The following is a 20,724-nucleotide window of genomic DNA, read 5'->3' on the forward strand; positions in this document are numbered from 1 at the left end:
AGTTCCCCTTCGTCGGGAAAGAAGTTGGGGTTCGGTTATCATTGTGAGCACTACCGATGCCGAACCCTCATCCGGCGCTTTGCGCCACCTTCTCCCGACGGGAGAAGGGAAGATGAGCAGGCGGCTCTCTCACCATCGCCGCCATGTCCACTGCCGAAACCCATCCCGCGCCGACCACTTTCCGAGACCTCGCGCTGCGCGAGGAACTGCTCAGGGTTCTTGCCGACCTCGGCTACGAATCGCCGTCGCCGATCCAGGCCGCGACGATCCCGCATCTGCTGGAAGGCCGCGACGTGCTCGGCCAGGCGCAGACCGGCACCGGCAAGACCGCCGCGTTCGCGCTGCCGATTTTGCAAAAGCTGGATTTGTACAAAAAGTCGCCGCAGGCGCTCGTACTCGCACCGACGCGCGAACTGGCTATCCAGGTGGCCGAGGCGTTCCAACGCTACGCCCAGCATCTGCCCGGCTTCCACGTGTTGCCGATCTACGGCGGCCAGGCCTACGGCCCACAGCTCGGCGGTCTGCGCCGCGGCGCGCACGTCGTCGTCGGCACGCCAGGGCGCGTGATCGACCACCTCGAACGCGGCTCGCTCGATCTGTCCGCGCTGACCACGCTCGTGCTCGACGAAGCCGACGAGATGCTGCGCATGGGTTTCATCGACGACGTGGAAGCGGTGTTGAAGAAGACGCCGCCGACGCGCCAGATCGCGCTGTTTTCGGCGACGATGCCGAGTCAGAATCCGGCGCATCGCGCAAACCTACCTGCGCGATGCGGTCGAGGTGAAGATCGCGGCGAAGACGACGACCGCGGCGAACATCCGTCAGCGCCATTGGCTGGTCAGCGGCATGCAGAAGCTCGACGCGATAACGCGCATCCTCGAAGTCGAGCCGTTCGATGCGATGATCGTGTTCACGCGCACGAAACAGGCGACCGAGGAACTCGCCGAACGTTTGCAGGCGCGCGGTTTCACCGCCGCCGCGATCAACGGCGACATCGCGCAGCAGCAGCGCGAGCGCACGATCGCCGCGCTCAAGGACGGCAAGATCGACATCCTCGTCGCGACCGACGTCGCCGCGCGCGGCCTCGACGTCGAGCGCATCAGCCACGTGCTCAACTACGACATTCCCTACGACACGGAAAGCTACGTGCACCGCATCGGCCGCACCGGTCGCGCCGGACGCACGGGCGACGCGATCCTGTTCGTCGCGCCGCGCGAACGCGGCATGCTGCGCGCGATCGAGCGCGCCACGCGGCAGGCGATCGAGCCGATGCAGCTGCCCTCGGTCGAAACCGTCAACGAGGCGCGCGTGGCGAAGTTCAAGGACCGTATCACCGAAGCGCTCGCCGCCGACGGCTTGGCCGTGTTCCGCGGCGTGATCGAAGCCTACGAGGCCGAGCACAACGTGCCGGCGATCGAGATTGCGGCGGCGCTGGCGCGCTTGGCGCAGGGCGACAAGGCGTTGCTGCTGGAAAAGCCCACAAAGCCGGAACGGCGCGAATTCGCCAACGACGAACGCCCCGCGCGCAAACCATTTGCGGAGCGCGAGTTCAAGCCCCGAGGAGCCACCGGCGAGGAGAAACGCCGTCGTGATCGTTTCGCCGATCGGATTGAACATGCCACGCCGTTCGCGACTTCTTCGGAACGCGCCGAAGTCGCCGCTGCGCCGGCTTCGCTCAAAACGCGGCGTGACGACGACAAACCGTCGCGCAAGGCGCGTGAAGAATCACCGCGCCGCGAACCTCGACAGGAGCGCACTCACGAATACGGCATGGAAACCTTCCGCATCGAAGTCGGCCACGTGCACGGCGTCAAGCCGAACAACATCGTCGGCGCGATCGCCAACGAGGCCGGCCTCGAATCCAGGCACATCGGCCGCATCGACATCCGCGACGACCACAGCCTGATCGACCTGCCCGAAGGCATGCCACCGGAACTGCTGGCGCACCTCAAGAAAGTCTGGGTCGCCGGGCAGCGACTGCGCATCCGCCGCGACGCGAGCGACGGCGCCTCCACGCCGATGCATTCGGCGCGCAGGAAAAGCGAGCCGGCCGGCAGAAAACGCCGCTGAATTTTCGTCCCGCGGCGCTCTTGGTCCGCACCCGCGCGCCAGCAAGTACAATCCGGTCATGTACACGCAGTGCCCCGACTGCCTGACGATCTATCTGATCGCGCCCGAAGCGTTGGCGCAGGCGCGCGGCAGCGTCGCGTGCAGCCACTGCACGGCCGTGTTCGATGCGCTGCGCACATTGACCGAGAATCTGCCGATCGGCGCGCAAAAGCTCGCCGAACACGAATTCCGCGCGGCCGTGCCCGAACTCATGCTGCCGGTCATGCGCCCGCTCGCGGCCGCTTTCGCAATGCATGCCCCGCCGGCCCCCGCGCCGACGCCCGAATTCGCGCGCGCGCAGCGCATCCGCGCCGGCACGCCCGGCTGGGTCTGGAAAAGCGGCATCGCGCTGCTGGCGCCGCTTCTCCTCGCCCAAGTCGCATGGGGACAGCGCGACGAACTGCTGCAGAATCCGACTTCCCGCGTGTGGCTGGAGCGCGCGTGCGCATCGCTGCATTGCCGCCTGCCGCTCGCTCACGATCCCGGTAGCCTCGCGCTGCTCTCGCGCGACGTGCGACCGCACCCTTCGGTGCCGAACGCGCTGATCATCTCGGCGACGTTGCGAAACGACGCGGATGTGGCGCAGGCGTTCCCGACCGTCGAGATCACGCTGGCCGACCTCGACGAGCAGCGCATTGCGATGCGCCGCTTCAAGCCGGCGGAATACCTGGGCGACGCGCACACGCGCGCGTCCGGCCTCGCGGCGCACGCTTCGACCGCGCTCGTGTTCGAGGTCGCCGATCCGGGCCGGAACGCGGTCGCTTACGAGTTCAAGTTCCTGTAGCGCAAGCCCGGTTGCGGCGGCGGCAAAAAAAGATTTACCAAGCGGCCTTCGCGGCGATAGACTATCCGACCCGCGCTGCAAAATTTCCGGCTCCGTTGCGAGAGCCGGCGGCGGGGTCGTCGCGAACAGGGAAGACTGGAAATCGAAGGGGATACCCGCACCATGAACGCCGCTCCCAATCTCCGGCTCGCCGAAACGGGCGAATCCGCACTGCAACCCGCGCTGCGCGAGTGCGTCGCGCGCGCCGTGCGCCGCTACCTGCACGACATGGACGGCAAAGCGAACGGCCTGTACGGACTCGTGCTCGGCGAAGTCGAGGCGCCGCTGCTGCGCGAGGTGATGGCGTGGGCCGACGGCAACCAGAGTCGCGCCGCGGCCGCGCTCGGCATCAACCGCGCCACGCTGCGCAAGAAGCTGGCGGCGCACGATCCATAAGGAAAAGCGAGGTCCGCGGCGCGCTCGCGGGCCAGGAGCGAGCGAGCCGGGAGCAGGAGCGGGGAAGCCGGCAGGCTCTGCCTCGACGAAGGCGCGCAGCGCCGTCCTTGCCGCTTTATAATTCGCGCCCCTTTTCCTGCATCGATTTCCCCGTGATCGATTCTCTCGTTCCCATCCGGCGCGCGCTGCTCAGCGTCTCCGACAAAACCGGCCTGATCGACTTCGCGCGTGGGCTGCATTCGCGCAAGGTCGAACTGCTTTCCACGGGCGGCACGGCGAAGGCGCTGCGCGACGCCGGCATCGACGTGACCGACGTCGGCGAAGTGACGGGCTTTCCGGAAATCATGGACGGTCGCGTCAAGACGCTGCATCCGAAGATCCACGGCGCCTTGCTCGGCCGCGCCGGCGTCGACGACGCGGTGATGGCGCGGCACGGCATCGCGGCGATCGACCTGCTCGTGCTCAATCTGTATCCGTTCGAGGCCGTGACCGCGCGCAAGGACCATACGCTCGCCGAAGCGGTCGAGAACATCGACATCGGCGGCCCGGCGATGCTGCGCGCCGCGGCGAAGAACTATCCGCGCGTCGCCGTGCTGACCGATCCCGCGCAGTACGCGGCGACGCTCGCCGAGCTCGACGCGAACGGCGGCGCCCTGTCGGCGGCCACGCGCTTCGCGCTGTCCGTCGCCGCGTTCGATCGCGTGGCGCAGTACGACGCGTTCATCAGCAACTACTTGTCGGCAATCCAGGCCGACGGCTCGCACGCGCAGTTTCCGGCGCAGAACAACGGCAATTTCGTCAAGGTCATGGATCTGCGCTACGGCGAAAACCCGCACCAGCAGGGCGCGTTCTATCGCGACCTGTGGCCGGCGCCCGGCACGCTCGCGACGTTCGCGCAACTGCAGGGCAAGGAGCTGTCGTACAACAACCTCGCCGACGCCGATGCGGCCTGGGAGTGCGTGCGCCAGTTCGGCGAGACGCCGGCCTGCGTGATCGTCAAGCACGCCAATCCGTGCGGCGTGGCCGAGGCGGCGAGCATCGCCGAGGCCTACGAGTCGGCCTATGCGACCGACCCGACCTCGGCCTTCGGCGGTATCATCGCGTTCAACCGCACGCTCGACGCGGCGACGGCGAAGACGATTCTCGACCGCCAGTTCGTCGAGGTGCTGATCGCGCCCGATTTCGACGCAGCCGCGCTCGCCGCGTGCGCGAAGAAGGTCAATGTGCGCGTGCTGAAGATTCCGCACGGCAACGGCCGCAACAACGTCGATGTCAAGCGCGTCGGCTCTGGCCTTTTGATGCAGACCGCGGACGCGCACGAAGTGCGGCGCGAAGACCTGAAGATCGTCAGCAAGCGCGCACCAGGCGCGGCCGAACTCGACGACCTGCTGTTCGCCTGGCGCGTGGCCAAGTTCGTCAAGTCGAACGCGATCGTCTACGCGCGCGACAAGCGCACGATCGGCATCGGCGCCGGCCAGATGAGCCGCGTGATCAGCGCGAAGATCGCCGCGCTCAAGGCCGAGGAGGCGGGCCTGGCCGTGCCCGGTAGCGCGATGGCGAGCGATGCGTTCTTCCCGTTCCGCGACGGTATCGACGCGGCGGCCAAGGCCGGCATCCACAGCGTGATCCAGCCCGGCGGCTCGATGCGCGACGCCGAAGTGATCGCCGCGGCCGACGAGCACGACATCGCGATGGTGTTCACGGGCATAAGGCATTTTCGGCACTGAATTTTTCTTCCCTTCCCCCACCGGGAGAAGACGCCCGAAGGGCGGATGAGGGAAGAGCGCTGCAATGAACATGCGCGCTGCCAAGCATCAACGCCTTTCCCTCATCTGCCCCTACCGGGGCACCTTCTCCCGATGGGAGAAGGGAAGCAGGAGTCGTCATGAAAATGTTGGTCATCGGTTCCGGCGGGCGCGAACACGCGCTGGCATGGAAACTCAAGCAGTCGCCGCGCGTGAGCGAGGTGATCGTCGCGCCCGGCAACGCCGGTACGGCGAGCGAGCCCGGCGTGCGCAATGTGCCGATCGCGGCGACCGACATCGACGCATTGCTGCGTTTTGCACAGGTGGAAAACGTCGCGTTGACCGTGGTGGGCCCCGAGGCGCCGCTCGTCGCCGGACTTGTCGACCGCTTTAACGCGGCCGGGCTGCGCTGTTTCGGCCCGAGCGCGAAGGCCGCGCAGCTCGAAGGCTCGAAGGCGTTCGCCAAGGACTTCCTCGCCCGCCACGGCATTCCGACCGCGCACTATGCGATGTTCACCGAACTCGAGCCCGCGCTCGCGCACGTGCGCGCGAAAGGCGCGCCGATCGTCATCAAGGCCGACGGCCTCGCCGCGGGCAAAGGTGTCGTCGTCGCGACGACGCTGGCCGAAGCGGAGCAGGCGCTGCACGACATGCTCGGCGCGCACACGCTCGGCAGCGCCGGCGCGCGCGTCGTGATCGAGGAATTCCTCGACGGCGAGGAGGCGAGCTACATCGTCATCGCCGACGGCAAGCACGCGCTGCCGATGGCGACGAGCCAGGACCACAAACGCGTCGGCGACGGCGACACCGGCCCGAACACGGGCGGCATGGGCGCCTATTCGCCCGCGCCCGTGGTCACGCCCGAGGTCGAAGCGCGCATCCTGCGCGAAGTGATAGCACCGACGCTGGCCGGCATGGCCGCCGACGGCGCGCCGTTCACGGGTTTTCTCTACGCCGGCCTGATGATCGACAAGCACGGCGCGCCGAAGGTGATCGAGTTCAACGTTCGCTTCGGCGATCCGGAAACGCAGCCGATCATGCTGCGCCTGCAATCCGATCTCGTCGACCTCATCGAAGCCGCGCTCGCCGGCCGTCTCGATGCGCAACGAACGCAATGGGATTCGCGTCCCGCGATCGGCGTCGTGCTCGCCGCGCACGGCTATCCGGGCACGGTGCGCACGGGCGATGCGATCCGCTGCCACGACGCCGATGTCGGCACCGACGCGAAGATATTCCACGCCGGCACGAAGATCGCGGACGGCCGGATCGTCACCTCGGGCGGGCGCGTGCTCACCGTTTGCGCGCTCGGCGCGGATCTGCGTGCCGCGCAACGCGCCGCCTACGCCGCAGCGGAGAAGATCGAGTGCGACGGCGCGTTTTATCGCCGCGATATCGGCCATCGCGCGTTGGCGCGCGACGGCTGAGGCACGCGGCACGCGCCGAGGTTTGCTACTCTCGGCGCGGCATTTGCCGGTCGTTTGTCGTCGAAGCGCAAAGAATGCGGAGGGTACCGATGTCCGACCATAGTCAGTTCCGCCTGCTCGGCGAGCGCCGCTTCCTGCCGTTCTTCCTGACCCAGGCGCTCGGCGCGTTCAACGACAACGTGTTCCGCGTGGCGACCATTCTGCTGATCGGCTTCGCCATGAGCCTGCCCGACGAGCAGGTTTCCTTCTACAACAACATCGCGCCGGCGCTGTTCATCCTGCCGTTCTTCCTGTTCTCGGCCTCGGCGGGACAGCTCGCGGAGAAGCTCGAGAAGACGCGCATCATCCGCTTCGTGAAACTGTTCGAGATCGCCGCGATGGCGATCGCGGCCTGGGGTTTCGCCACGAAGAGCCCGTGGCTGCTGCTGTTCGTGCTGTTCCTCATGGGTGCGCATTCGACGCTGTTCGGGCCGATCAAGTACGCGATCCTGCCGCAGGCGCTGCACGAGAACGAGCTCGTCGGCGGCAACGCGCTGATCGAGACGGCAACGCAACTCGCGATCCTGTTCGGCATGATGGGCGGCGGCGCGCTGATGTCCCTCGGCGGCGCGCACGGGCCGCTGTTCGCCTCGATCGCCGTGCTCTGCGTCGCCGCGGCCGGTTATCTGGTCGCGCGCGCGATCCCGCCGGCGCCGCCGACCGCGCCCGAACTCCGCTTCAACTGGAACATCTTCTCGGAAACCTGGCGCGCGATGCGCTTCACCGCGCAGGACCGCACCGTGTTCAACGCGGTGCTCGGCATCTCGTGGTTCTGGTTTTTCGGCATCGTCGTCACCGCGCAACTGCCGAGCTATACGAAAATCCACCTCGGCGGCAGCGATGTGGTGTTCACGTTCGCGCTGGCGCTGTTCTCGATCGGTACCGGCATCGGCTCGTTGCTGTGTGAACGCCTGTCCGGGCACAAGGTCGAGATCGGCCTCGTGCCGTTCGGCTCGATCGGCATCACGCTGTTCGGCATCGATCTGTATTTCGCGCGGCCGCACGCCGCGCCGGTGCAGGGTCTGGGCGTGATGCCGTTCCTGCACGCGCCGGGCGGCTGGCACATCGCCCTCGACCTGGCCCTGATCGGCATGTTCGCCGGCTTCTATATCGTGCCGCTGTTCGCGCTCGTGCAAAGCCGCGCCGAACGCCATCATCTCTCGCGCATTATCGCCGGCAACAACATCGTCAACGCGCTGTTCATGGTCGCGGCGACGGCGCTGTCGCTCGCGCTGCTCGACGCGCTGCATTTCAGCATTCCGCAACTGTTTCTCGTTGCCGCCCTGCTCAATGCGGTCGTAGCGGTATACATTTACACGCTCGTGCCGGAATTCCTGTTGCGCTTCGTCGACTGGATACTGGTTTCGCTGCTCTACCGCATCCGCACCGAAGGGCTCGACAACATTCCCGAGGAAGGCCCGGCCGTGCTCGTCTGCAACCACGTCAGCTTCATGGACTCGCAGATCGTGCTCGGCTGCATCCGCAGGCCGGTGCGCTTCGTCATGTACCACAAGATCTTCGGCACGCCGCTGAAGCCGCTGTTCCGCGCGATGAAGGCGATCCCGATCGCCGGTGCGAAGGAGGACCCCGAACTGCTGCGCCGTGCGTTCGCGGAAGTCGACAAGGAACTCGCCGAAGGCAACCTCGTCTGCGTTTTTCCCGAAGGCGGCATCACGCGCGACGGCGACATCGCGCCGTTCCGCCCCGGCGTCGAGAGGATGCTCGCGCAGCGTCCGGTGCCCGTGGTGCCGATGGCATTGCGCGGACTGTGGGGCAGCATCTTCAGCCGCAAGGATTCCTGGCTCAACCGCGCGCGCCTGCCGCGCCGCTTTCGCGCGCGCATCGAACTCGTCGTCGGACCGGCCGTGCCCGCGGAACAGGCGACCGCGGCCTTGCTCGAAGCGAAGGTGCGCGAGTTGCGCGGCGACTGCGCCTGAACCCGGCTCTATCCGACCGCGCCGGAAATCACGATCACGGCGATCAGCGCGAGCCAGACGATCAGCACGCGGCGGATCAGCGTCATCGCGTCGTCGAGTTCGGCGAGTGGATCGCAGGCGTCGACGGCATGGCCATCGCCCGCTTCGACGTCGGCATCGACGCTCGCGCGCGCGATAGCGCCGAGAAAACCCGCGTCGAGGCACCAGTAACCGTTGCCGTGCGCGGCGTGGTAGTCGCGCCAGGTCTTGAGCACGGCGTCGAAGTCGGAGGCGACCGCGAGCGACAGCGCGATCAGGTGCGCAGGCAGCCAGTCGGCGAGCCGCGCGAACTTTTCCGCGAGCGACTGCTGTGCGGCGGGCAGCGCCTGCGCGTGATCGGGCGTGTAGGCGAGCCGTTGCGCGAGACGACAGAGCAGCGCGCCGACCGGTCCGAGCACGGCGAACCAGAACAGCGTGCCGAACACGCGCCGCAGCGCCGCGGTGAACGCGGCTTCGACCAGCGGCTCGGCGCGGAACGGCAGCGGTGTGTCCATCTCCTCGGGCTTGAGCGCCTGCGCCGCTTCGGTGCGGCGGTCGGCATCGGGCGCCTTGTCGACCGCTTCGACGTCGCGCTCGAGATCGCGCGGACCGAGGCAATAGAACAGCACGGCGACGTCGAAGACGAGGCTCGGCACGCCGAACGCGCTGCCGCTCAGCGCCAGTTGCACGGCGAGGCAGACGAGCGCGGGAAGGCCGATCGTGACCAGCATGCCGAGTTCCGCGCTCGACTGCGCCGCGCCCTGCTCCTGCCAGCCGCGCAGCCACGCGAAGTTGCGCAGACGTTGAAGCTCGGGCGCGAAATGCGCGAGCAGCAGCACGAGTACGATCGCGGCGAACACGATGGCCATGACGATTTCCTTACATGCACGATGCGCGGGCGCGCGGAATTGTAGCAGCGCCGCCTACGCGCGCGCGGACCGGCGCAGCGGGCCCGCGTGTGTCAGTGCATCGAGTTCGATGCCGGTGGTTTCGCGCAGCCAGTGTTCGACGAGGCGATACGCGACCGACAGCGGCGATGGCATCAGCAGCTCTCCCGAGGCCAGGCCGTCGACGAGTTGGCGCACGCCGAACCAGCGCGCGTCTTCGAGTTCGGAGCCGAGGCGGATCGTCGCATCGTCCGCGCGCGCAACGAAACCGAGCATGATCGACGACGGAAACGGCCATGGCTGCGAGGAGTGGTAGTCGCAATCGACCACGCGCACGCCGGCTTCCTCGTACACTTCGCGCCGCACCGCGGCTTCGAGCGTCTCACCCGGTTCGACGAAGCCGGCGAGCGCCGAATAGCGGCCTTTCGGCCAACTTGCCTGACGGCCGAGCAGGCAGGCGTCGCCGCAGGAGACGACGACGATCATCGCCGGATCGGTGCGCGGGAAGTGCTCGGCGCCGCATTGCGGATTCGCGCACACGGCGCGGTGGCCCGCGTTTTCCAGCCGCACGCGCGTGCCGCAGACGCTGCAGAAGCGCGTGCGCTCCTGCCAGTTGACGATCGCGCGCGCATAGGCGAACAGGCCCGCGTCCGCCGCGGCCAGCGTCATGCCGGCGCTGCGCAGATCGACGAAGTCGCCGCCGCGTCGCGCGACGACCTTGGCGCAGACCGTGTCGTCGGCGCGCCACGCGAACCATTCGCGACCTTGCACGTTGCCGAGATAGATCGTCGCCGTTTCCGCGCCGCCGGCGCGGACGAAGTCGTCGCGGCCGAGTTCGGCCAGACGTCCACGGCCGACGTCGACGAAAGCGCGGCCGTCATCGCGCACGAGCAGGAAGCGTGCCGCGTCGCCCTGCAGGCGCGCGTTGATCGCCGCGGTCTCGCTGCGCCAGTCGGCATCGCGTTCGATGTCGAGGTCGGCGAAGGCATTGTTGCGGCTGCGCGCGAGGGAGCTGCTCATGGGGTTATTTTACGCCCGCCAGAGAGCGCGGAACCAAAAAGCGCCCATTCCCGGGCGCGCTTTTCATCAAGAGCGACGCGCGGGACGCTAAATACTGAAGGACGAGCCGCAGCCGCAGGTGGTCTTCGCGTTCGGGTTGCGGATCACGAACTGCGCGCCCTGCAGGCTTTCGGAATAGTCGATCTCGGCGCCCATGAGGTACTGCAGGCTGAGCGGATCGACGACGAGGGTGACGCCTTCCTTCTCGAGCGCCAGGTCGTCCTCGGCGCGTGCCTCGTCGAACGTGAAACCGTACTGGAACCCCGAACAGCCGCCGCCGGAGATATAGACGCGCAGCTTGAGGTCGGGGTTGTTTTCTTCGGCGATCAGCTCGCGCACCTTGTGCGCGGCCGCATCGGTGAAGATCAGCGGCTGTTCGAGCGCGGTCTGGTAGCTGGGCGTGGCGTCCATGGGGAGCAGATCGTGGTGGCGTCGCGCGAATTCAAGTCTGCGCGGCGCCCGACAGGGTGAACGCGTCGGCGTTTTCGCCCGCGTCCTCGGGCGCGGCGAGTTGTTTCGGCGGATCGGCACGATGCACGATCTTGCCGTTGATCTGCGCGCCGGCCGACATTTCCATGACCTTGTAGTAGACATTTCCTTCGACGCGCGCGCCGGCGGCGAGTTCGAGCCGCTGCGTCGCGGTGACATCGCCGTTCACCTGGCCGTTGATGACCACGTGCGGAGCGACGATTTCGCCCTTGATGCTCGCGCTGTTCGACAAGGTCAGCACGGCATTGTCGCTCTCGCCGTGCAGCGCGCCTTCGACGCTGCCGTCGACGTGCAGGCGCCCGCTGAAGACGACATCGCCGCGAACGTGGGTGCCGTTCGCGATCAACGAGGTGGTGTCGGCCGCCGGTGCGGCCTGATTGGACTTATTTCGATTCCCCAGCATGCGTCTCTCCCGGTGTGGCCAAAACGTCCCCCCACTCGAAATCGCGCGAGCTCTTGCCGAATTCGGTTCCGGCGTCAGCCTCGACGCGCACGCCGTCCGGCGCGAAACCGTCCGGCAGCAACAGAGTACCTTTTATCTGCTGGAAATACTTGAAGGAAAATCCCATTCCTTTCGCATTCGTGTCCGCGACGAGGTCGGGCCAGGCGACCGTGACGAGCTTGCCGGCGCGCGTGCCGCGGACGTCGAGCCGCACCTGCCCGCTGGCGACCTGGCCCGGCTTCAGGTTCTGGGTCAGCGTGACGGTGAAATGGAACAGACGCGGATTGTCGCGCTCGCCGGCGAGGCTCAGCGCCTGCACCGCGAGGCCGTCGCGCCCGGCGTCCGCGCGCGTCAGGCTGCTGTAGAACGCGAGGTCGGCGCGCAGACCGGCAATCTCCTCCTGACGCTGGCCGATCTCGCGCTGCAGGTCGGCGTTCGCCGCAGTCGCCACCTGCTGCGCACGCTCGAGCACGGCGAGGCGCTGCTGCAAGGCATTGGCCTGATCGAGTGCGGTCCGCAGCTGCGCTGCGCCGTTCGCGGGCACGTTCTCACGCCAAACCCACGTCACCGCGACGGCGACGATCAGCGAGGCAAGCCAGAACAGCGCGAGCGTCAGCCAGCGGCGCCAGCGCGGAACATCGTCTTCCTGCGGGCGAATGACCAGCGTGGGCGGCGGAGAAACATGGGCCATTGCGAGGGGCGAGGGGCGAGGGCGAACCCAGAGCTTACCAAGAATGACGGCGCGTCGGACCCGCAAAGCTATACTGCGGACTTTTCCGAACCCGTCCTCGCGCAATGCTCTGGATCAAGGCCCTGCATGTCGTCTTCGTCGTGACCTGGTTCGCCGGGTTGTTCTACCTGCCGCGGTTGTTCGTCTACGACGCCGAATCGGGCGACGCCGCGGTGCGCGCGCAGTTGCGCGTCATGCAGAGGGGTCTGCTCGGTATGACCCATATCGGCGGTGCGCTCGCATTGACGTTCGGCATCTGGACGTTGATCCTAGCGCCCGGCTACCTGCATCAGGGCTGGCTTCACGCCAAGCTGACGCTGGTGCTCGGGCTGGTCGCCTATCATGCGTATCTGGCGCATCTGGTGAAGCTGTTCGCGCGAGACGGCAACACGCGCTCCTCGCGCTGGCTGCGCGTGTTCAACGAAGTGCCGGCGTTGTTCCTGATCGCGATCGTGCTGCTGGCGGTAGTGAAACCGTTTTGAGGAAGAGCGAGAAAACCCAACGCTGCCGTCATTCCCGCCGGCGCGGGAATGACGAGCGCGCGGACCCGGCCTTGCTTTCAGCTGCCGAGCTTCTGCTGCAGATATCCCGTCTCGCCGAGCTGCTTGACCAGCCCAAGCTGCGTCTCCAGCCAGTCGATGTGCTCTTCCTCGGATTCGAGAATGTCCTCGAACAGCTCGCGGCTGACGTAATCGCCGACCTGCTCGCAATACGCGATCGCGGTCTTCAGATCCGGATGCGCGAGCTGCTCGAGCTTGAGGTCGCAGCGGATCACCTCGACCGGCGTCTCGCCGATCATCAGCTTGCCCAGAGTCTGCAGGTTCGGCAGGCCTTCGAGAAACAGGATGCGCTCGATGAGCTTGTCCGCATGCTTCATCTCGTCGATGGACTCGTGGTACTCGTGCTCGGCCAGTTCCTTGTAACCCCAGTTCTTGTACATGCGCGCATGCAGGAAATACTGGTTGATCGCGGTTAACTCGTTGAACAGCACCTTGTTGAGGTGGCCGATGACTTGCGCGTCGCCCTTCATTGCGGAACTCCGATCGTGCGTGACGCGGGGACTATAGCGCGCTCGCGCTTCGCGCGACGAAACGCGAATCGTGAGCATTTGTGGTAAAGCACGGTGCGGACCGGAAACAGCGGAAACGTTCCCGCGAACGGGGAACGGCGAACTCGCCCCGGATAGCGGACGTCAGGCCGCTTGCGCGACCAGAGGCAGGCCGAAGCGTACCCGCGGCCTGCGGCCACGCGCGTCGCGCAAGATTTCCTCGGCAAGATCGGCGCAACTGCCGCAATCGCCCGAACAACCCGTGCGGCGCGTCAGCTCGGCAAGGCTGCTCACGCCCTCGGCGGCGGCTTCGCGAATCATCTTGTCGGTGACGGCGTTGCAGATGCAGACGTACATGGCATGAATACGAGAATTTGACGCCTCATATTCAATTGCAAATGAGAATGATTGTCAACTAGTTTCGCCAACGGAGCAGCAAATGAGCCGGAGGCAACCGTGGCGCCTCAGCCGGTCTTCCTCAGCGGCGAGTCCGTGATTCGCGCGAAGTCGGCCATGCTTTCGGCCATCGCGCGGGCGTTTTCGGTCATCTGCTCGGCCGCGGCCAGGGCGGTTTCGGTCATCCGTTCGGCCATCGCCAGAGCATCGCCCAACGCTTCGTGGGCGAAGTTGGATGCGAGCGGGGCGAGATGGCGCAGCGCGCGCTGGTAGACCTCGCGCTTGAACGAGACGACGTGGTCGGCCGGGTACCAGAAATCGACCCAACGCCATTGGTCGAACTCGGGTTCGTCGGTCGCATCGAGGCGCACTTCCGCCTCGTCGCCGATGAAACGCAGCAGAAACCATACCTGTTTCTGGCCGATGCACATCGGCTTCTGGTTGCGCCGGACCAGGCGCGACGGCAGGCGGTAGCGCAGCCAGCCCGGCGTCGCGCCGAGCACCTGCACGTGATGCGGGCGCAGGCCGGTTTCCTCGTGCAATTCGCGATACATCGCTTCGAGCGGCGTCTCATCGCTGCGCATGCCGCCCTGCGGGAACTGCCAGCCGTCCTTGAACGCACGGCGCGCCCAGAACACCCTGCCGTCGTCGCGCAACAGGATGATGCCTACATTCGGACGGTAGCCATCCGGGTCGATCACTTGACTCAACTCCAAAGAATCCGCCGCGCCACTTTCGCCCTGGAAACCGGTTGCCGTTTACGAAAAGTAACGCTTGCGCCCGATTCTTCCACAGGCATGGATCATGGGCAAGCCGAAGCTATAGCTCCTCGACCGCCGTGCGCTTGGAGCGGCGGATCAGCCAAGCCACGCCGCGCAGGTCGGAGATGCCGACCAGGGCGCGATTGAGATTGTTGTACTTCGACACGCCCGCGCCGCGTGCGCGATGGTTCACGGGCACCGATTTCACCTGCCAGCCGGCGCGCTGCATCAGCGCCGGCAGGTAGCGGTGCATGTGGTCGAAATACGGCAGGTCGAGGAACACGGCGCGCTCGAACAGCTTGATGCCGCAGCCGGTGTCGGGTGTCTCGTCCTTGAGCAGGTTCGAGCGGATGCGATTCGCCCAGCGCGAGGCCCAGCGCTTGCTGCCGGAATCCTGGCGGTTCACGCGCCATCCGGCATAAAGCTTGATCTCTTTCGGCGATTCGTCGCGCATCGCCAGCAGCTTGGGGATATCGGCCGGATCGTTCTGCCCGTCGCCGTCGAGCGTGGCGATCCAGGCGCCGCGCGCGGCCTTGATGCCGGTGCGCAGCGCGGTGCTCTGCCCGCTCTGGCTGACATGGCGCAGCACGCGCAGTTCGGGGAACGGCACCTTCGCCGCGGTCAGCACGGCCAGCGTATCGTCGCGGCTCGAATCGTCCACGTAGACGATCTCGAAATCGACCTTGCCGCGCAACGCGGCCGCGATTTCGTCGAGCAGGGAGGCGATGTTGTCGCGCTCGTTGTGGACGGGCACGACGACCGACAAGTCTGGCATTGCTTCGATCCGAAATTCGATGCGGCGGATTATCGCTTGCCGTGCCGGTGTCTGTCGCCGGTTTGTTCAATCCGCGATCGCTGCGCGCCAGAGATCGCCGATGTGATCGAACTCCGCGCGGCTCTTCGCCAGCAGGATCAGCGTGCCGCCGGCCGCGGGCAGTGCCCGGCCCGCGAGACCAGCGCGATCGAAATCCTCGCTCGTCGCGGCCTTCTTGTCGGCGATGTAGATGACGGTGACCGGCCCTTGCGCGGTCCGCATGACCACATGCACGGAACGATGCTCGCCGATCGGGCAAGGCTGGGCGTAGCTCACTGCGTCGGGGACCTGCCGCAACGAGACATGGCGCGCGGCGAAGGCCCGCACGACCAGGGCCGACGGGATCGGTCGCGTCGAGGCGAGCGCCGAGGGTTCGCTTTCCAGATGTTCGACCGCCTGCACGGACAGCGGCTTGGCCTCTGCACGCATGCCGACGACACCGACGGCGAGCACGAGAACGGCGGCGGCCGCGAAGATCGAAACGCGGCGCAGGCCCGCGCGGCGGCGGCGCTCGGCCGTGGTCTGCGCGAGCAGGATCGACTCGGCAAGCTGCTCCGGCACGGCGACGGCCAGCGCACGCGCGAGATCGTCCTCGAATGCCAGCGCGCGCGCGCATGCTTCCGCGCAGCGCGGACATTCGGCGCGATGCTGCGCAACGGATTGCCTCGAATCGGCCCCCGCCGTCGCGCGCGGGTCGATCGCGAGTTGCCGCCGGAATTCAACGCAGTTCATAAACCTGTGCCTCGATCGGCTCGCCGCCGAGCATCGCCTTCAACTTCTGCCGCGCGCGGAACAGCTGGGTCATCGTCGCGGCGCTGGAAACGTTCAACTCGCGCGCGATCTCCTCGCAGGAGAAGCCGCCGAGCACCTGCATCAGCAACGGTTCGCGATATTTCGCGTCGAGTTTCGACATCGCCGCGCGGATCAACGCCTCCTCGCCGGCGCCCTCGGGCATCAACGCCTCGCGCGCATCGGCCACGTCCACCTCGTCGATGTCGACGAACTGCGGCGTCCTGCGCTCGTGCAGACGCGCGTGCTCGCGACGCAGGATCGTGATCAGCCACGCCTTGGCCGCTCTCGTCTCGCGCAGGCTGTCCAGCGAACGCCATGCGCGCAGGAACGACTCCTGCACGAGATCCTGCGCCAGCGCCTCCTCGCCGCAAAGCCAGTAGGCGTAGCGGAACAGGTCACCCGAATGGCCGCGCACGAGCGCCTCGAACTGTCGCTGCTTGTTGCTCACTTTCGACATGACCGGGCGAATGCCAACGAACTTTCAACAAAATCCTGGGCTTCTTCCGCCACCATTCCCGCGAAAAAGAGAATGACGAGCAAAGGCATCAGCGACGAATTTTTTCGAGGATGCCTTCAAGTTCGTCGAGGCTGTGGTAGCCGATCACGAGCTTGCCGCGACCATGGTTGCCGTGCTGGATCGCGACGCGTGCGGCGAGTTTCTCCGAAAGCTCGCGCTCGAGCGCGACGATATCGGCATCACGGGCCGCGGCCTTCTTCGCCTTGCCCTGCGGCGCGGTCTGCGCCTTGCGCGCCGCGGCTTCGAGTTCGCGCACCGACCAGCCATGCTCGGCCGCGCGCCGCGCGAGGCCGAGCGCGAGCGCGGGTTGCAACGTCGCCAACGCCTTGGCGTGGCCGGTTTCGATCCGGCCTTCCTTGAGCAGACGCTGGATTTCGGCAGGCAGATCGAGCAGGCGCAGCAGGTTCGACACCGCCGAACGCGAGCGGCCGATCGCCTCGGCGACCTGTTGATGCGTGTGTTCGAACTCATCGATCAGGCGACGCAGCGCGTGCGCTTCCTCGAGCGCGGACAGGTCTTCGCGCTGGATGTTCTCGATCAGCGTCATCGCCGCGACCGCGGGATCGGCGGCCTCGCGCACGACCGCGGGAATCTCGGCGAGGCCGGCGAGCTGCGCCGCGCGCCAGCGGCGTTCGCCGGCGATGATCTCGTAGCGCTGCGCGCCGACCGGGCGCACGACGATCGGCTGGATCATCCCCTGCGCCTTGATCGACGCGGCGAGTTCGGCGAGCTTCGTCTCGTCGAACACGCGCCGCGGCTGGTATTTGCCCGGCGCGATGCGCGCGACCGGAAGTGCGCGCAGGTCGTCGCCCGGCGCGGCGGTATCGGTGGCGACGTCGCCGCCGCCCAGCAGTACGTCGAGATCGCGCGAACCCAAGCCGCGTCGCTTTGCCGCTGCCATGTGCTATTCCGTCACTAGTCCAGGGCGTGCAAGTTTAGCGCACGAGCAGCGAGGCGATGGACGGCGGCGCTTCGGTAGCCATCCCGGCATCGTGCGCTGGCGCCACGACCGGCGCGTGCCGGGCGGCGGCCGCTGTGCCGACGGCGCGGTCGCGCCTCAGCAGTTCGCCGGCGAGGCCGAAGTAGGCGATCGCGCCGCGCGATTCGCGGTCGTAGAGGTTGATCGGCTGGCCGTGGCTCGGCGCCTCGGCGAGGCGGACGTTGCGCGGAATCACGCTGCGCAGCAATTTGTCGCCGAAATGCTTGGCGAGCTGCGCGGAGACGTCGTTGCCGAGGTTGTTGCGCACGTCGTACATCGTGCGCAGCAGGCCGTCGATTTCGAGATGCGGATTCAGGCGCGCGCGCACGGCCTTGACCGTGTCGAGCAGGCTGGTCAGGCCTTCGAGCGCGAAGTATTCGCACTGCACGGGAATCAACACGCCGTGCGCGGCGGTCAATGCATTGACCGTCAGCAGATGCAGCGAGGGTGGACAGTCGATCAGGATCGTGTGGTAACGCTCGCCGAGCTTGGCGAGCTGCTCCTTCAGGCGCGACTCGCGCGCGAGCATGTCCATGAGCTTGATCTCGGCTGCGGTCAGGTCGCGGCTGCCCGGCAGCAGGTCGAATCCGGCCGGCGTGTGCAGGATCGCGCTCTCGATCGGCGCCTCCTCGAGCAACACTTCGCAGCCGCTCGGCTTGGCCGTGCGTTTGTCGATGCCCGAGGCCATCGTCGCATTGCCCTGCGGATCCAGGTCGACGAGCAGCACGCGGCGCTTCGCCTCGGCCAGCGCCGCCGCGAGGTTGACCGCGGTCGTGGTCTTGCCCACGCCGCCCTTCTGATTGACCACCGCGATGATGCGAGTCATGTTTGCGAATTGAAAAATGCGGCCACGGATGGCCGCTTTTTGATCCTAACGGCCGGGAATGATCGCACGAATCACCACCGCATGACGCTCCGCGCCGAGGCCCGGAACCTCCAGCGGCACGATTTTCTCGATGCGGAAGCCGGCAGGCAGACCGCGCAATTCTGCGTCGTCGATCACGCCCTTCATCGCGATGCAGACGCCGTCGGGCGCGAGCAGATGCCCGCCCCAGGTCAGGATATCGCCGAGCGCGGCGAACGCGCGCGCGACGAGGCAGTCGTATTGGCCTTGCAGTTCCTCGACGCGCGCCTGCTCGACGCGCGCGTTGGCGAGGCCGAGCACGCGCGCGGTTTCGCGCAGGAAGCGCGTCTTCTTGCCGTTGCTGTCGACCAGGGTGAATTGGCGCTCGGGCGCGAGGATCGCCAGCGGAATACCCGGCAAGCCCGCTCCGGCGCCGAGATCGGCAGAGCTGCCTCCGCGCACCAGCGGTGTGATCGCGAGCGAATCGAGCAGGTGGCGCGTGACCATCTCCGCCGGATCGCGCACCGCGGTCAAATTGTAGACCGCGTTCCAACGCGCGAGCAGGTCGAGGTAGTCGAGCAGGCGGCCGGCTTGTTCCGCCGTCAGCGCGATGCCGAGTTCGTCTGCGCCCGCGTGCAGGCGGGCGTGCAGCTTGGCGCGGTCGGCGAGGGCGGAGGCGTGGGGCATGCGGCGCGGGTGGCGGGCGCGCCAGTATCGTCGCCGCGCCGCGCAAAATCCAGCGGCGCGCGCGATTCGTCGCGCCCTACGCGAGCTGCACGCGCGTGACGAGCAGTCCGCGTTCTCGCAGGCTGCGGTTCAGCTCGGCTTTCAGATGCAGATTGCGCGCGGCGGCGTCCTCGACGGGTGCGGCGGCGACCAGCTCGGGCAGGCGCTCGCGCAGGCGTACGCCGACCTCGTCGATGATCGCGTCGGCGCGCTCGGCGTCGAGCACCTGATAGAAGATCTTGCCGTGCAGGGAACCGAAACCGGGTACGGGAACTTCGCCGACCTCGACCACGTTGCCGAACAGGCGGATCTTGTGCGCCACGCGCTCGACCAGCGGCAGGACGAGGTGCGTGCCGGCACCGAGCGTGCGCATGTGGCCATCCATGCGACGCAAGGTATACGCCTGGCCTTCGGGAATGCGCTTGATGGAAGCGACGAACAGCAGGACTGCAGTGCCGAGGAGCGCCATTACTACGATCGGGGTGAACATTTTTTATTCCCCTTCCAAGAGGTTATGTGAAACTTGTGATCCGTACTCCGCAAAAGCCCGGCATCGCCATGAATATCCTGGTTTTCGGAGAGTATGCCGTAGGGCCGTCGAATCGAGGCTGAATACGTTCGATGCGTCGTCCCCGTATCCTTGCATGCGCACGAATCCGTTTCGGATTACGCTGCAGGTTCGGACGAAAAAGCTGTTGCAAATTCCGTGCCGTTGACTATCGTACCGGGTCGGAAAAAGGAATCCCGTCTATGCCTTACCCCGCCACCCGTCTGCGCCGCATGCGCCGCGACGCGTTTTCGCGCGCGTTGATGCGCGAAACGACCCTGCTGCCCAGCGATCTGATCATGGTCGCGTTCGTTATCGACGGCGAAGGCCGACGCGAGCCGGTTCCCTCCATGCCCGGCATCGAGCGCCTGTCGATCGATCAACTCGAAAACCTCGCCGGCGAATGCGTCGCCGCCGGCATCCCGGCCCTGGCGCTGTTTCCCTCACCCGGCGATGCGGTCAAGAGCGAGGACGCGCGCGAGGCATGGAACCCCAATGGCCTGTTCCAGCGCGCCGCGCGCGCACTGAAGCGGCGCCATCCGCAGTTCGGCCTGATCGGCGACGTTGCCCTCGATCCATACACGACGCATGGCCAGGACGGCCTGATCGACGCCGACGGCTACGTGATGAACGAACCGACGATAGCGGCGCTCGTGGAGATGGCGCTGGCCCAGGCCGAAGCCGGATTCGACTTTGTTGCGCCATCGGACATGATGGACGGGCGCATCGGCACGATCCGCGAAGCGCTGGAAAAGGCCGGCTATATCCATACGCGCATCCTTGCCTACTCGGCCAAATACGCATCGAGCTTCTACGGCCCGTTCCGCGACGCGGTCGGTTCGGCCGGCAGCCTCGGCAAGGGCGACAAGCACACCTACCAGATGGACGTCGGCAACAGCGACGAAGCGCTGCGCGAGATCGAACTCGACCTGGCCGAGGGCGCCGACGCGGTCATGGTCAAGCCAGGCCTGCCGTATCTCGACATCGTCCATCGCGTGAAACGCCGCTTCGGTGCGCCCACCTTCGTCTACCAGGTCTCCGGCGAGTACGCGATGCTCAAGGCCGCCGCACTTAACGGCTGGTTGAACGAAAAAGCCGTCGTGCTCGAATCGCTGACCGCGATCAAGCGCGCCGGTGCCGACGCGATCCTGACCTACTTCGCGCTCGACGCGGCGCGCTACCTCAAAGAACGGGGCTGATCC

At 66.7% G+C, this 20,724-nt stretch carries 22 protein-coding genes and 1 pseudogene; 8 read left to right on the forward strand and 15 right to left on the reverse strand.

The genetic code is table 11. The annotated features are described in order from the left end of the window. The first annotated feature begins 143 nt into the window (after positions 1 to 143). The 6 genes and pseudogenes from QM741_RS08685 (at position 144) to QM741_RS08710 (ending at position 8,473) form a co-directional block, all read left to right on the forward strand. Positions 144 to 2,070, forward strand: a pseudogene (locus tag QM741_RS08685) (DEAD/DEAH box helicase). 58 nt (positions 2,071 to 2,128) lie between these two features. Beyond that, positions 2,129 to 2,893 carry a zinc-ribbon and DUF3426 domain-containing protein gene (locus QM741_RS08690; RefSeq protein WP_415207316.1) on the forward strand — a complete coding sequence of 255 codons (765 nt, stop codon included), beginning with the start codon at positions 2,129 to 2,131 and terminating at the stop codon, positions 2,891 to 2,893. Positions 2,894 to 3,055: 162 nt separating this feature from the next. Beyond that, positions 3,056 to 3,328 carry a helix-turn-helix domain-containing protein gene (locus tag QM741_RS08695; RefSeq protein WP_415207317.1) on the forward strand — a complete coding sequence of 91 codons (273 nt, stop codon included), beginning with the start codon at positions 3,056 to 3,058 and terminating at the stop codon, positions 3,326 to 3,328. 152 nt (positions 3,329 to 3,480) lie between these two features. Next, entirely contained in the window at positions 3,481 to 5,055 is a 1,575-nt protein-coding gene (purH, locus tag QM741_RS08700) for a bifunctional phosphoribosylaminoimidazolecarboxamide formyltransferase/IMP cyclohydrolase (protein WP_415207318.1), read from the forward strand. Between the two features lie 158 nt (positions 5,056 to 5,213). Further along, a complete protein-coding gene (purD, locus tag QM741_RS08705) occupies positions 5,214 to 6,497 on the forward strand; it encodes a phosphoribosylamine--glycine ligase (RefSeq protein ID WP_415207319.1) in 1,284 nt (427 codons plus the stop codon). An 89-nt stretch (positions 6,498 to 6,586) separates the two neighbouring features. Continuing rightward, on the forward strand, positions 6,587 to 8,473 hold the full coding sequence (locus QM741_RS08710) for an MFS transporter (RefSeq protein WP_415207320.1): 1,887 nt from the start codon (positions 6,587 to 6,589) through the stop codon (positions 8,471 to 8,473). A gap of 8 nt (positions 8,474 to 8,481) precedes the next feature. Here the strand turns inward: QM741_RS08710 and QM741_RS08715 are convergent, their stop codons facing one another. The 5 genes from QM741_RS08715 to QM741_RS08735 form a co-directional block, all read right to left on the reverse strand. Beyond that, positions 8,482 to 9,360 (reverse strand): cobalamin biosynthesis protein, encoded by an 879-nt coding sequence (locus tag QM741_RS08715; protein WP_415207321.1) that lies wholly within the window; start codon positions 9,358 to 9,360, stop codon positions 8,482 to 8,484. Between the two features lie 54 nt (positions 9,361 to 9,414). Continuing rightward, entirely contained in the window at positions 9,415 to 10,398 is a 984-nt protein-coding gene (gene nudC / locus QM741_RS08720; RefSeq protein ID WP_415207322.1) for an NAD(+) diphosphatase, read from the reverse strand. Between the two features lie 87 nt (positions 10,399 to 10,485). After that, entirely contained in the window at positions 10,486 to 10,848 is a 363-nt protein-coding gene (gene erpA, locus QM741_RS08725; protein ID WP_415207323.1) for an iron-sulfur cluster insertion protein ErpA, read from the reverse strand. A 31-nt stretch (positions 10,849 to 10,879) separates the two neighbouring features. Further along, a complete protein-coding gene (locus tag QM741_RS08730) occupies positions 10,880 to 11,329 on the reverse strand; it encodes a bactofilin family protein (protein WP_415207324.1) in 450 nt (149 codons plus the stop codon). After that, a complete protein-coding gene (locus QM741_RS08735) occupies positions 11,310 to 12,059 on the reverse strand; it encodes a DUF6776 family protein (RefSeq protein WP_415207325.1) in 750 nt (249 codons plus the stop codon). The genes QM741_RS08730 and QM741_RS08735 overlap by 20 nt, the downstream gene beginning before the upstream one ends. Before the next feature lie 104 nt (positions 12,060 to 12,163). Between QM741_RS08735 and QM741_RS08740 the strand changes: the two genes are divergently transcribed. Continuing rightward, positions 12,164 to 12,580, forward strand: coding sequence for a CopD family protein (locus QM741_RS08740; protein ID WP_415207326.1), 417 nt, complete (start codon positions 12,164 to 12,166; stop codon positions 12,578 to 12,580). Between the two features lie 77 nt (positions 12,581 to 12,657). Here the strand turns inward: QM741_RS08740 and bfr are convergent, their stop codons facing one another. From bfr to QM741_RS08790, 10 genes are all read right to left on the reverse strand, one after another. Continuing rightward, positions 12,658 to 13,128, reverse strand: coding sequence for a bacterioferritin (bfr, locus tag QM741_RS08745; RefSeq protein WP_415207327.1), 471 nt, complete (start codon positions 13,126 to 13,128; stop codon positions 12,658 to 12,660). Positions 13,129 to 13,290: 162 nt separating this feature from the next. Then, positions 13,291 to 13,503 carry a bacterioferritin-associated ferredoxin gene (locus QM741_RS08750; RefSeq protein WP_415207328.1) on the reverse strand — a complete coding sequence of 71 codons (213 nt, stop codon included), beginning with the start codon at positions 13,501 to 13,503 and terminating at the stop codon, positions 13,291 to 13,293. Between the two features lie 107 nt (positions 13,504 to 13,610). Next, positions 13,611 to 14,243 carry an RNA pyrophosphohydrolase gene (locus QM741_RS08755; RefSeq protein ID WP_415207329.1) on the reverse strand — a complete coding sequence of 211 codons (633 nt, stop codon included), beginning with the start codon at positions 14,241 to 14,243 and terminating at the stop codon, positions 13,611 to 13,613. A gap of 118 nt (positions 14,244 to 14,361) precedes the next feature. After that, entirely contained in the window at positions 14,362 to 15,078 is a 717-nt protein-coding gene (locus QM741_RS08760) for a glycosyltransferase family 2 protein (protein WP_415207330.1), read from the reverse strand. A 66-nt stretch (positions 15,079 to 15,144) separates the two neighbouring features. Then, the gene (locus QM741_RS08765; RefSeq protein ID WP_415207331.1) at positions 15,145 to 15,849 is read right to left on the reverse strand and encodes a DUF3379 family protein; all 705 of its coding nucleotides are present in this window, start codon (positions 15,847 to 15,849) and stop codon (positions 15,145 to 15,147) included. Continuing rightward, a complete protein-coding gene (locus tag QM741_RS08770) occupies positions 15,836 to 16,366 on the reverse strand; it encodes a sigma-70 family RNA polymerase sigma factor (protein WP_415207332.1) in 531 nt (176 codons plus the stop codon). Before QM741_RS08770 ends, QM741_RS08765 begins: the two co-directional genes overlap by 14 nt. Positions 16,367 to 16,454: 88 nt before the next feature. Beyond that, the gene (locus tag QM741_RS08775; RefSeq protein ID WP_415207333.1) at positions 16,455 to 17,327 is read right to left on the reverse strand and encodes a ParB/RepB/Spo0J family partition protein; all 873 of its coding nucleotides are present in this window, start codon (positions 17,325 to 17,327) and stop codon (positions 16,455 to 16,457) included. A 34-nt stretch (positions 17,328 to 17,361) separates the two neighbouring features. Then, positions 17,362 to 18,231, reverse strand: coding sequence for a ParA family protein (locus tag QM741_RS08780; RefSeq protein WP_415207334.1), 870 nt, complete (start codon positions 18,229 to 18,231; stop codon positions 17,362 to 17,364). Between the two features lie 45 nt (positions 18,232 to 18,276). Further along, positions 18,277 to 18,936: a 16S rRNA (guanine(527)-N(7))-methyltransferase RsmG gene (gene rsmG / locus QM741_RS08785; RefSeq protein WP_415207335.1), complete on the reverse strand. Its 660-nt coding sequence runs from the start codon at positions 18,934 to 18,936 to the stop codon at positions 18,277 to 18,279. 76 nt (positions 18,937 to 19,012) lie between these two features. Continuing rightward, on the reverse strand, positions 19,013 to 19,465 hold the full coding sequence (locus tag QM741_RS08790) for a hypothetical protein (protein WP_415207336.1): 453 nt from the start codon (positions 19,463 to 19,465) through the stop codon (positions 19,013 to 19,015). 260 nt (positions 19,466 to 19,725) lie between these two features. Between QM741_RS08790 and hemB the strand changes: the two genes are divergently transcribed. After that, positions 19,726 to 20,721 (forward strand): porphobilinogen synthase, encoded by a 996-nt coding sequence (gene hemB / locus QM741_RS08795; RefSeq protein WP_415207337.1) that lies wholly within the window; start codon positions 19,726 to 19,728, stop codon positions 20,719 to 20,721. Positions 20,722 to 20,724 lie beyond the last annotated feature (3 nt).

This window comes from Rudaea sp. (assembly GCF_047601565.1).
GTDB lineage: Bacteria > Pseudomonadota > Gammaproteobacteria > Xanthomonadales > Rhodanobacteraceae > Rudaea.

Excerpts from the sequence above, each read along its gene's own strand:
- QM741_RS08690 (WP_415207316.1), top strand. The coding sequence starts at position 2,129 with ATGTACACGCAGTGCCCCGACTGCCTGACGATCTATCTGATCGCGCCC.
- QM741_RS08695 (WP_415207317.1), top strand. The coding sequence starts at position 3,056 with ATGAACGCCGCTCCCAATCTCCGGCTCGCCGAAACGGGCGAATCCGCA.
- purD (WP_415207319.1), top strand. The coding sequence starts at position 5,214 with ATGAAAATGTTGGTCATCGGTTCCGGCGGGCGCGAACACGCGCTGGCA.
- QM741_RS08710 (WP_415207320.1), top strand. The coding sequence starts at position 6,587 with ATGTCCGACCATAGTCAGTTCCGCCTGCTCGGCGAGCGCCGCTTCCTG.
- QM741_RS08715 (WP_415207321.1), bottom strand. The coding sequence starts at position 9,360 with ATGGCCATCGTGTTCGCCGCGATCGTACTCGTGCTGCTGCTCGCGCAT.
- nudC (WP_415207322.1), bottom strand. The coding sequence starts at position 10,398 with ATGAGCAGCTCCCTCGCGCGCAGCCGCAACAATGCCTTCGCCGACCTC.
- erpA (WP_415207323.1), bottom strand. The coding sequence starts at position 10,848 with ATGGACGCCACGCCCAGCTACCAGACCGCGCTCGAACAGCCGCTGATC.
- QM741_RS08730 (WP_415207324.1), bottom strand. The coding sequence starts at position 11,329 with ATGCTGGGGAATCGAAATAAGTCCAATCAGGCCGCACCGGCGGCCGAC.
- QM741_RS08735 (WP_415207325.1), bottom strand. The coding sequence starts at position 12,059 with ATGGCCCATGTTTCTCCGCCGCCCACGCTGGTCATTCGCCCGCAGGAA.
- QM741_RS08740 (WP_415207326.1), top strand. The coding sequence starts at position 12,164 with ATGCTCTGGATCAAGGCCCTGCATGTCGTCTTCGTCGTGACCTGGTTC.
- bfr (WP_415207327.1), bottom strand. The coding sequence starts at position 13,128 with ATGAAGGGCGACGCGCAAGTCATCGGCCACCTCAACAAGGTGCTGTTC.
- QM741_RS08750 (WP_415207328.1), bottom strand. The coding sequence starts at position 13,503 with ATGTACGTCTGCATCTGCAACGCCGTCACCGACAAGATGATTCGCGAA.
- QM741_RS08760 (WP_415207330.1), bottom strand. The coding sequence starts at position 15,078 with ATGCCAGACTTGTCGGTCGTCGTGCCCGTCCACAACGAGCGCGACAAC.
- QM741_RS08765 (WP_415207331.1), bottom strand. The coding sequence starts at position 15,849 with ATGAACTGCGTTGAATTCCGGCGGCAACTCGCGATCGACCCGCGCGCG.
- QM741_RS08770 (WP_415207332.1), bottom strand. The coding sequence starts at position 16,366 with ATGTCGAAAGTGAGCAACAAGCAGCGACAGTTCGAGGCGCTCGTGCGC.
- QM741_RS08775 (WP_415207333.1), bottom strand. The coding sequence starts at position 17,327 with ATGGCAGCGGCAAAGCGACGCGGCTTGGGTTCGCGCGATCTCGACGTA.
- QM741_RS08780 (WP_415207334.1), bottom strand. The coding sequence starts at position 18,231 with ATGACTCGCATCATCGCGGTGGTCAATCAGAAGGGCGGCGTGGGCAAG.
- rsmG (WP_415207335.1), bottom strand. The coding sequence starts at position 18,936 with ATGCCCCACGCCTCCGCCCTCGCCGACCGCGCCAAGCTGCACGCCCGC.
- QM741_RS08790 (WP_415207336.1), bottom strand. The coding sequence starts at position 19,465 with ATGTTCACCCCGATCGTAGTAATGGCGCTCCTCGGCACTGCAGTCCTG.
- hemB (WP_415207337.1), top strand. The coding sequence starts at position 19,726 with ATGCCTTACCCCGCCACCCGTCTGCGCCGCATGCGCCGCGACGCGTTT.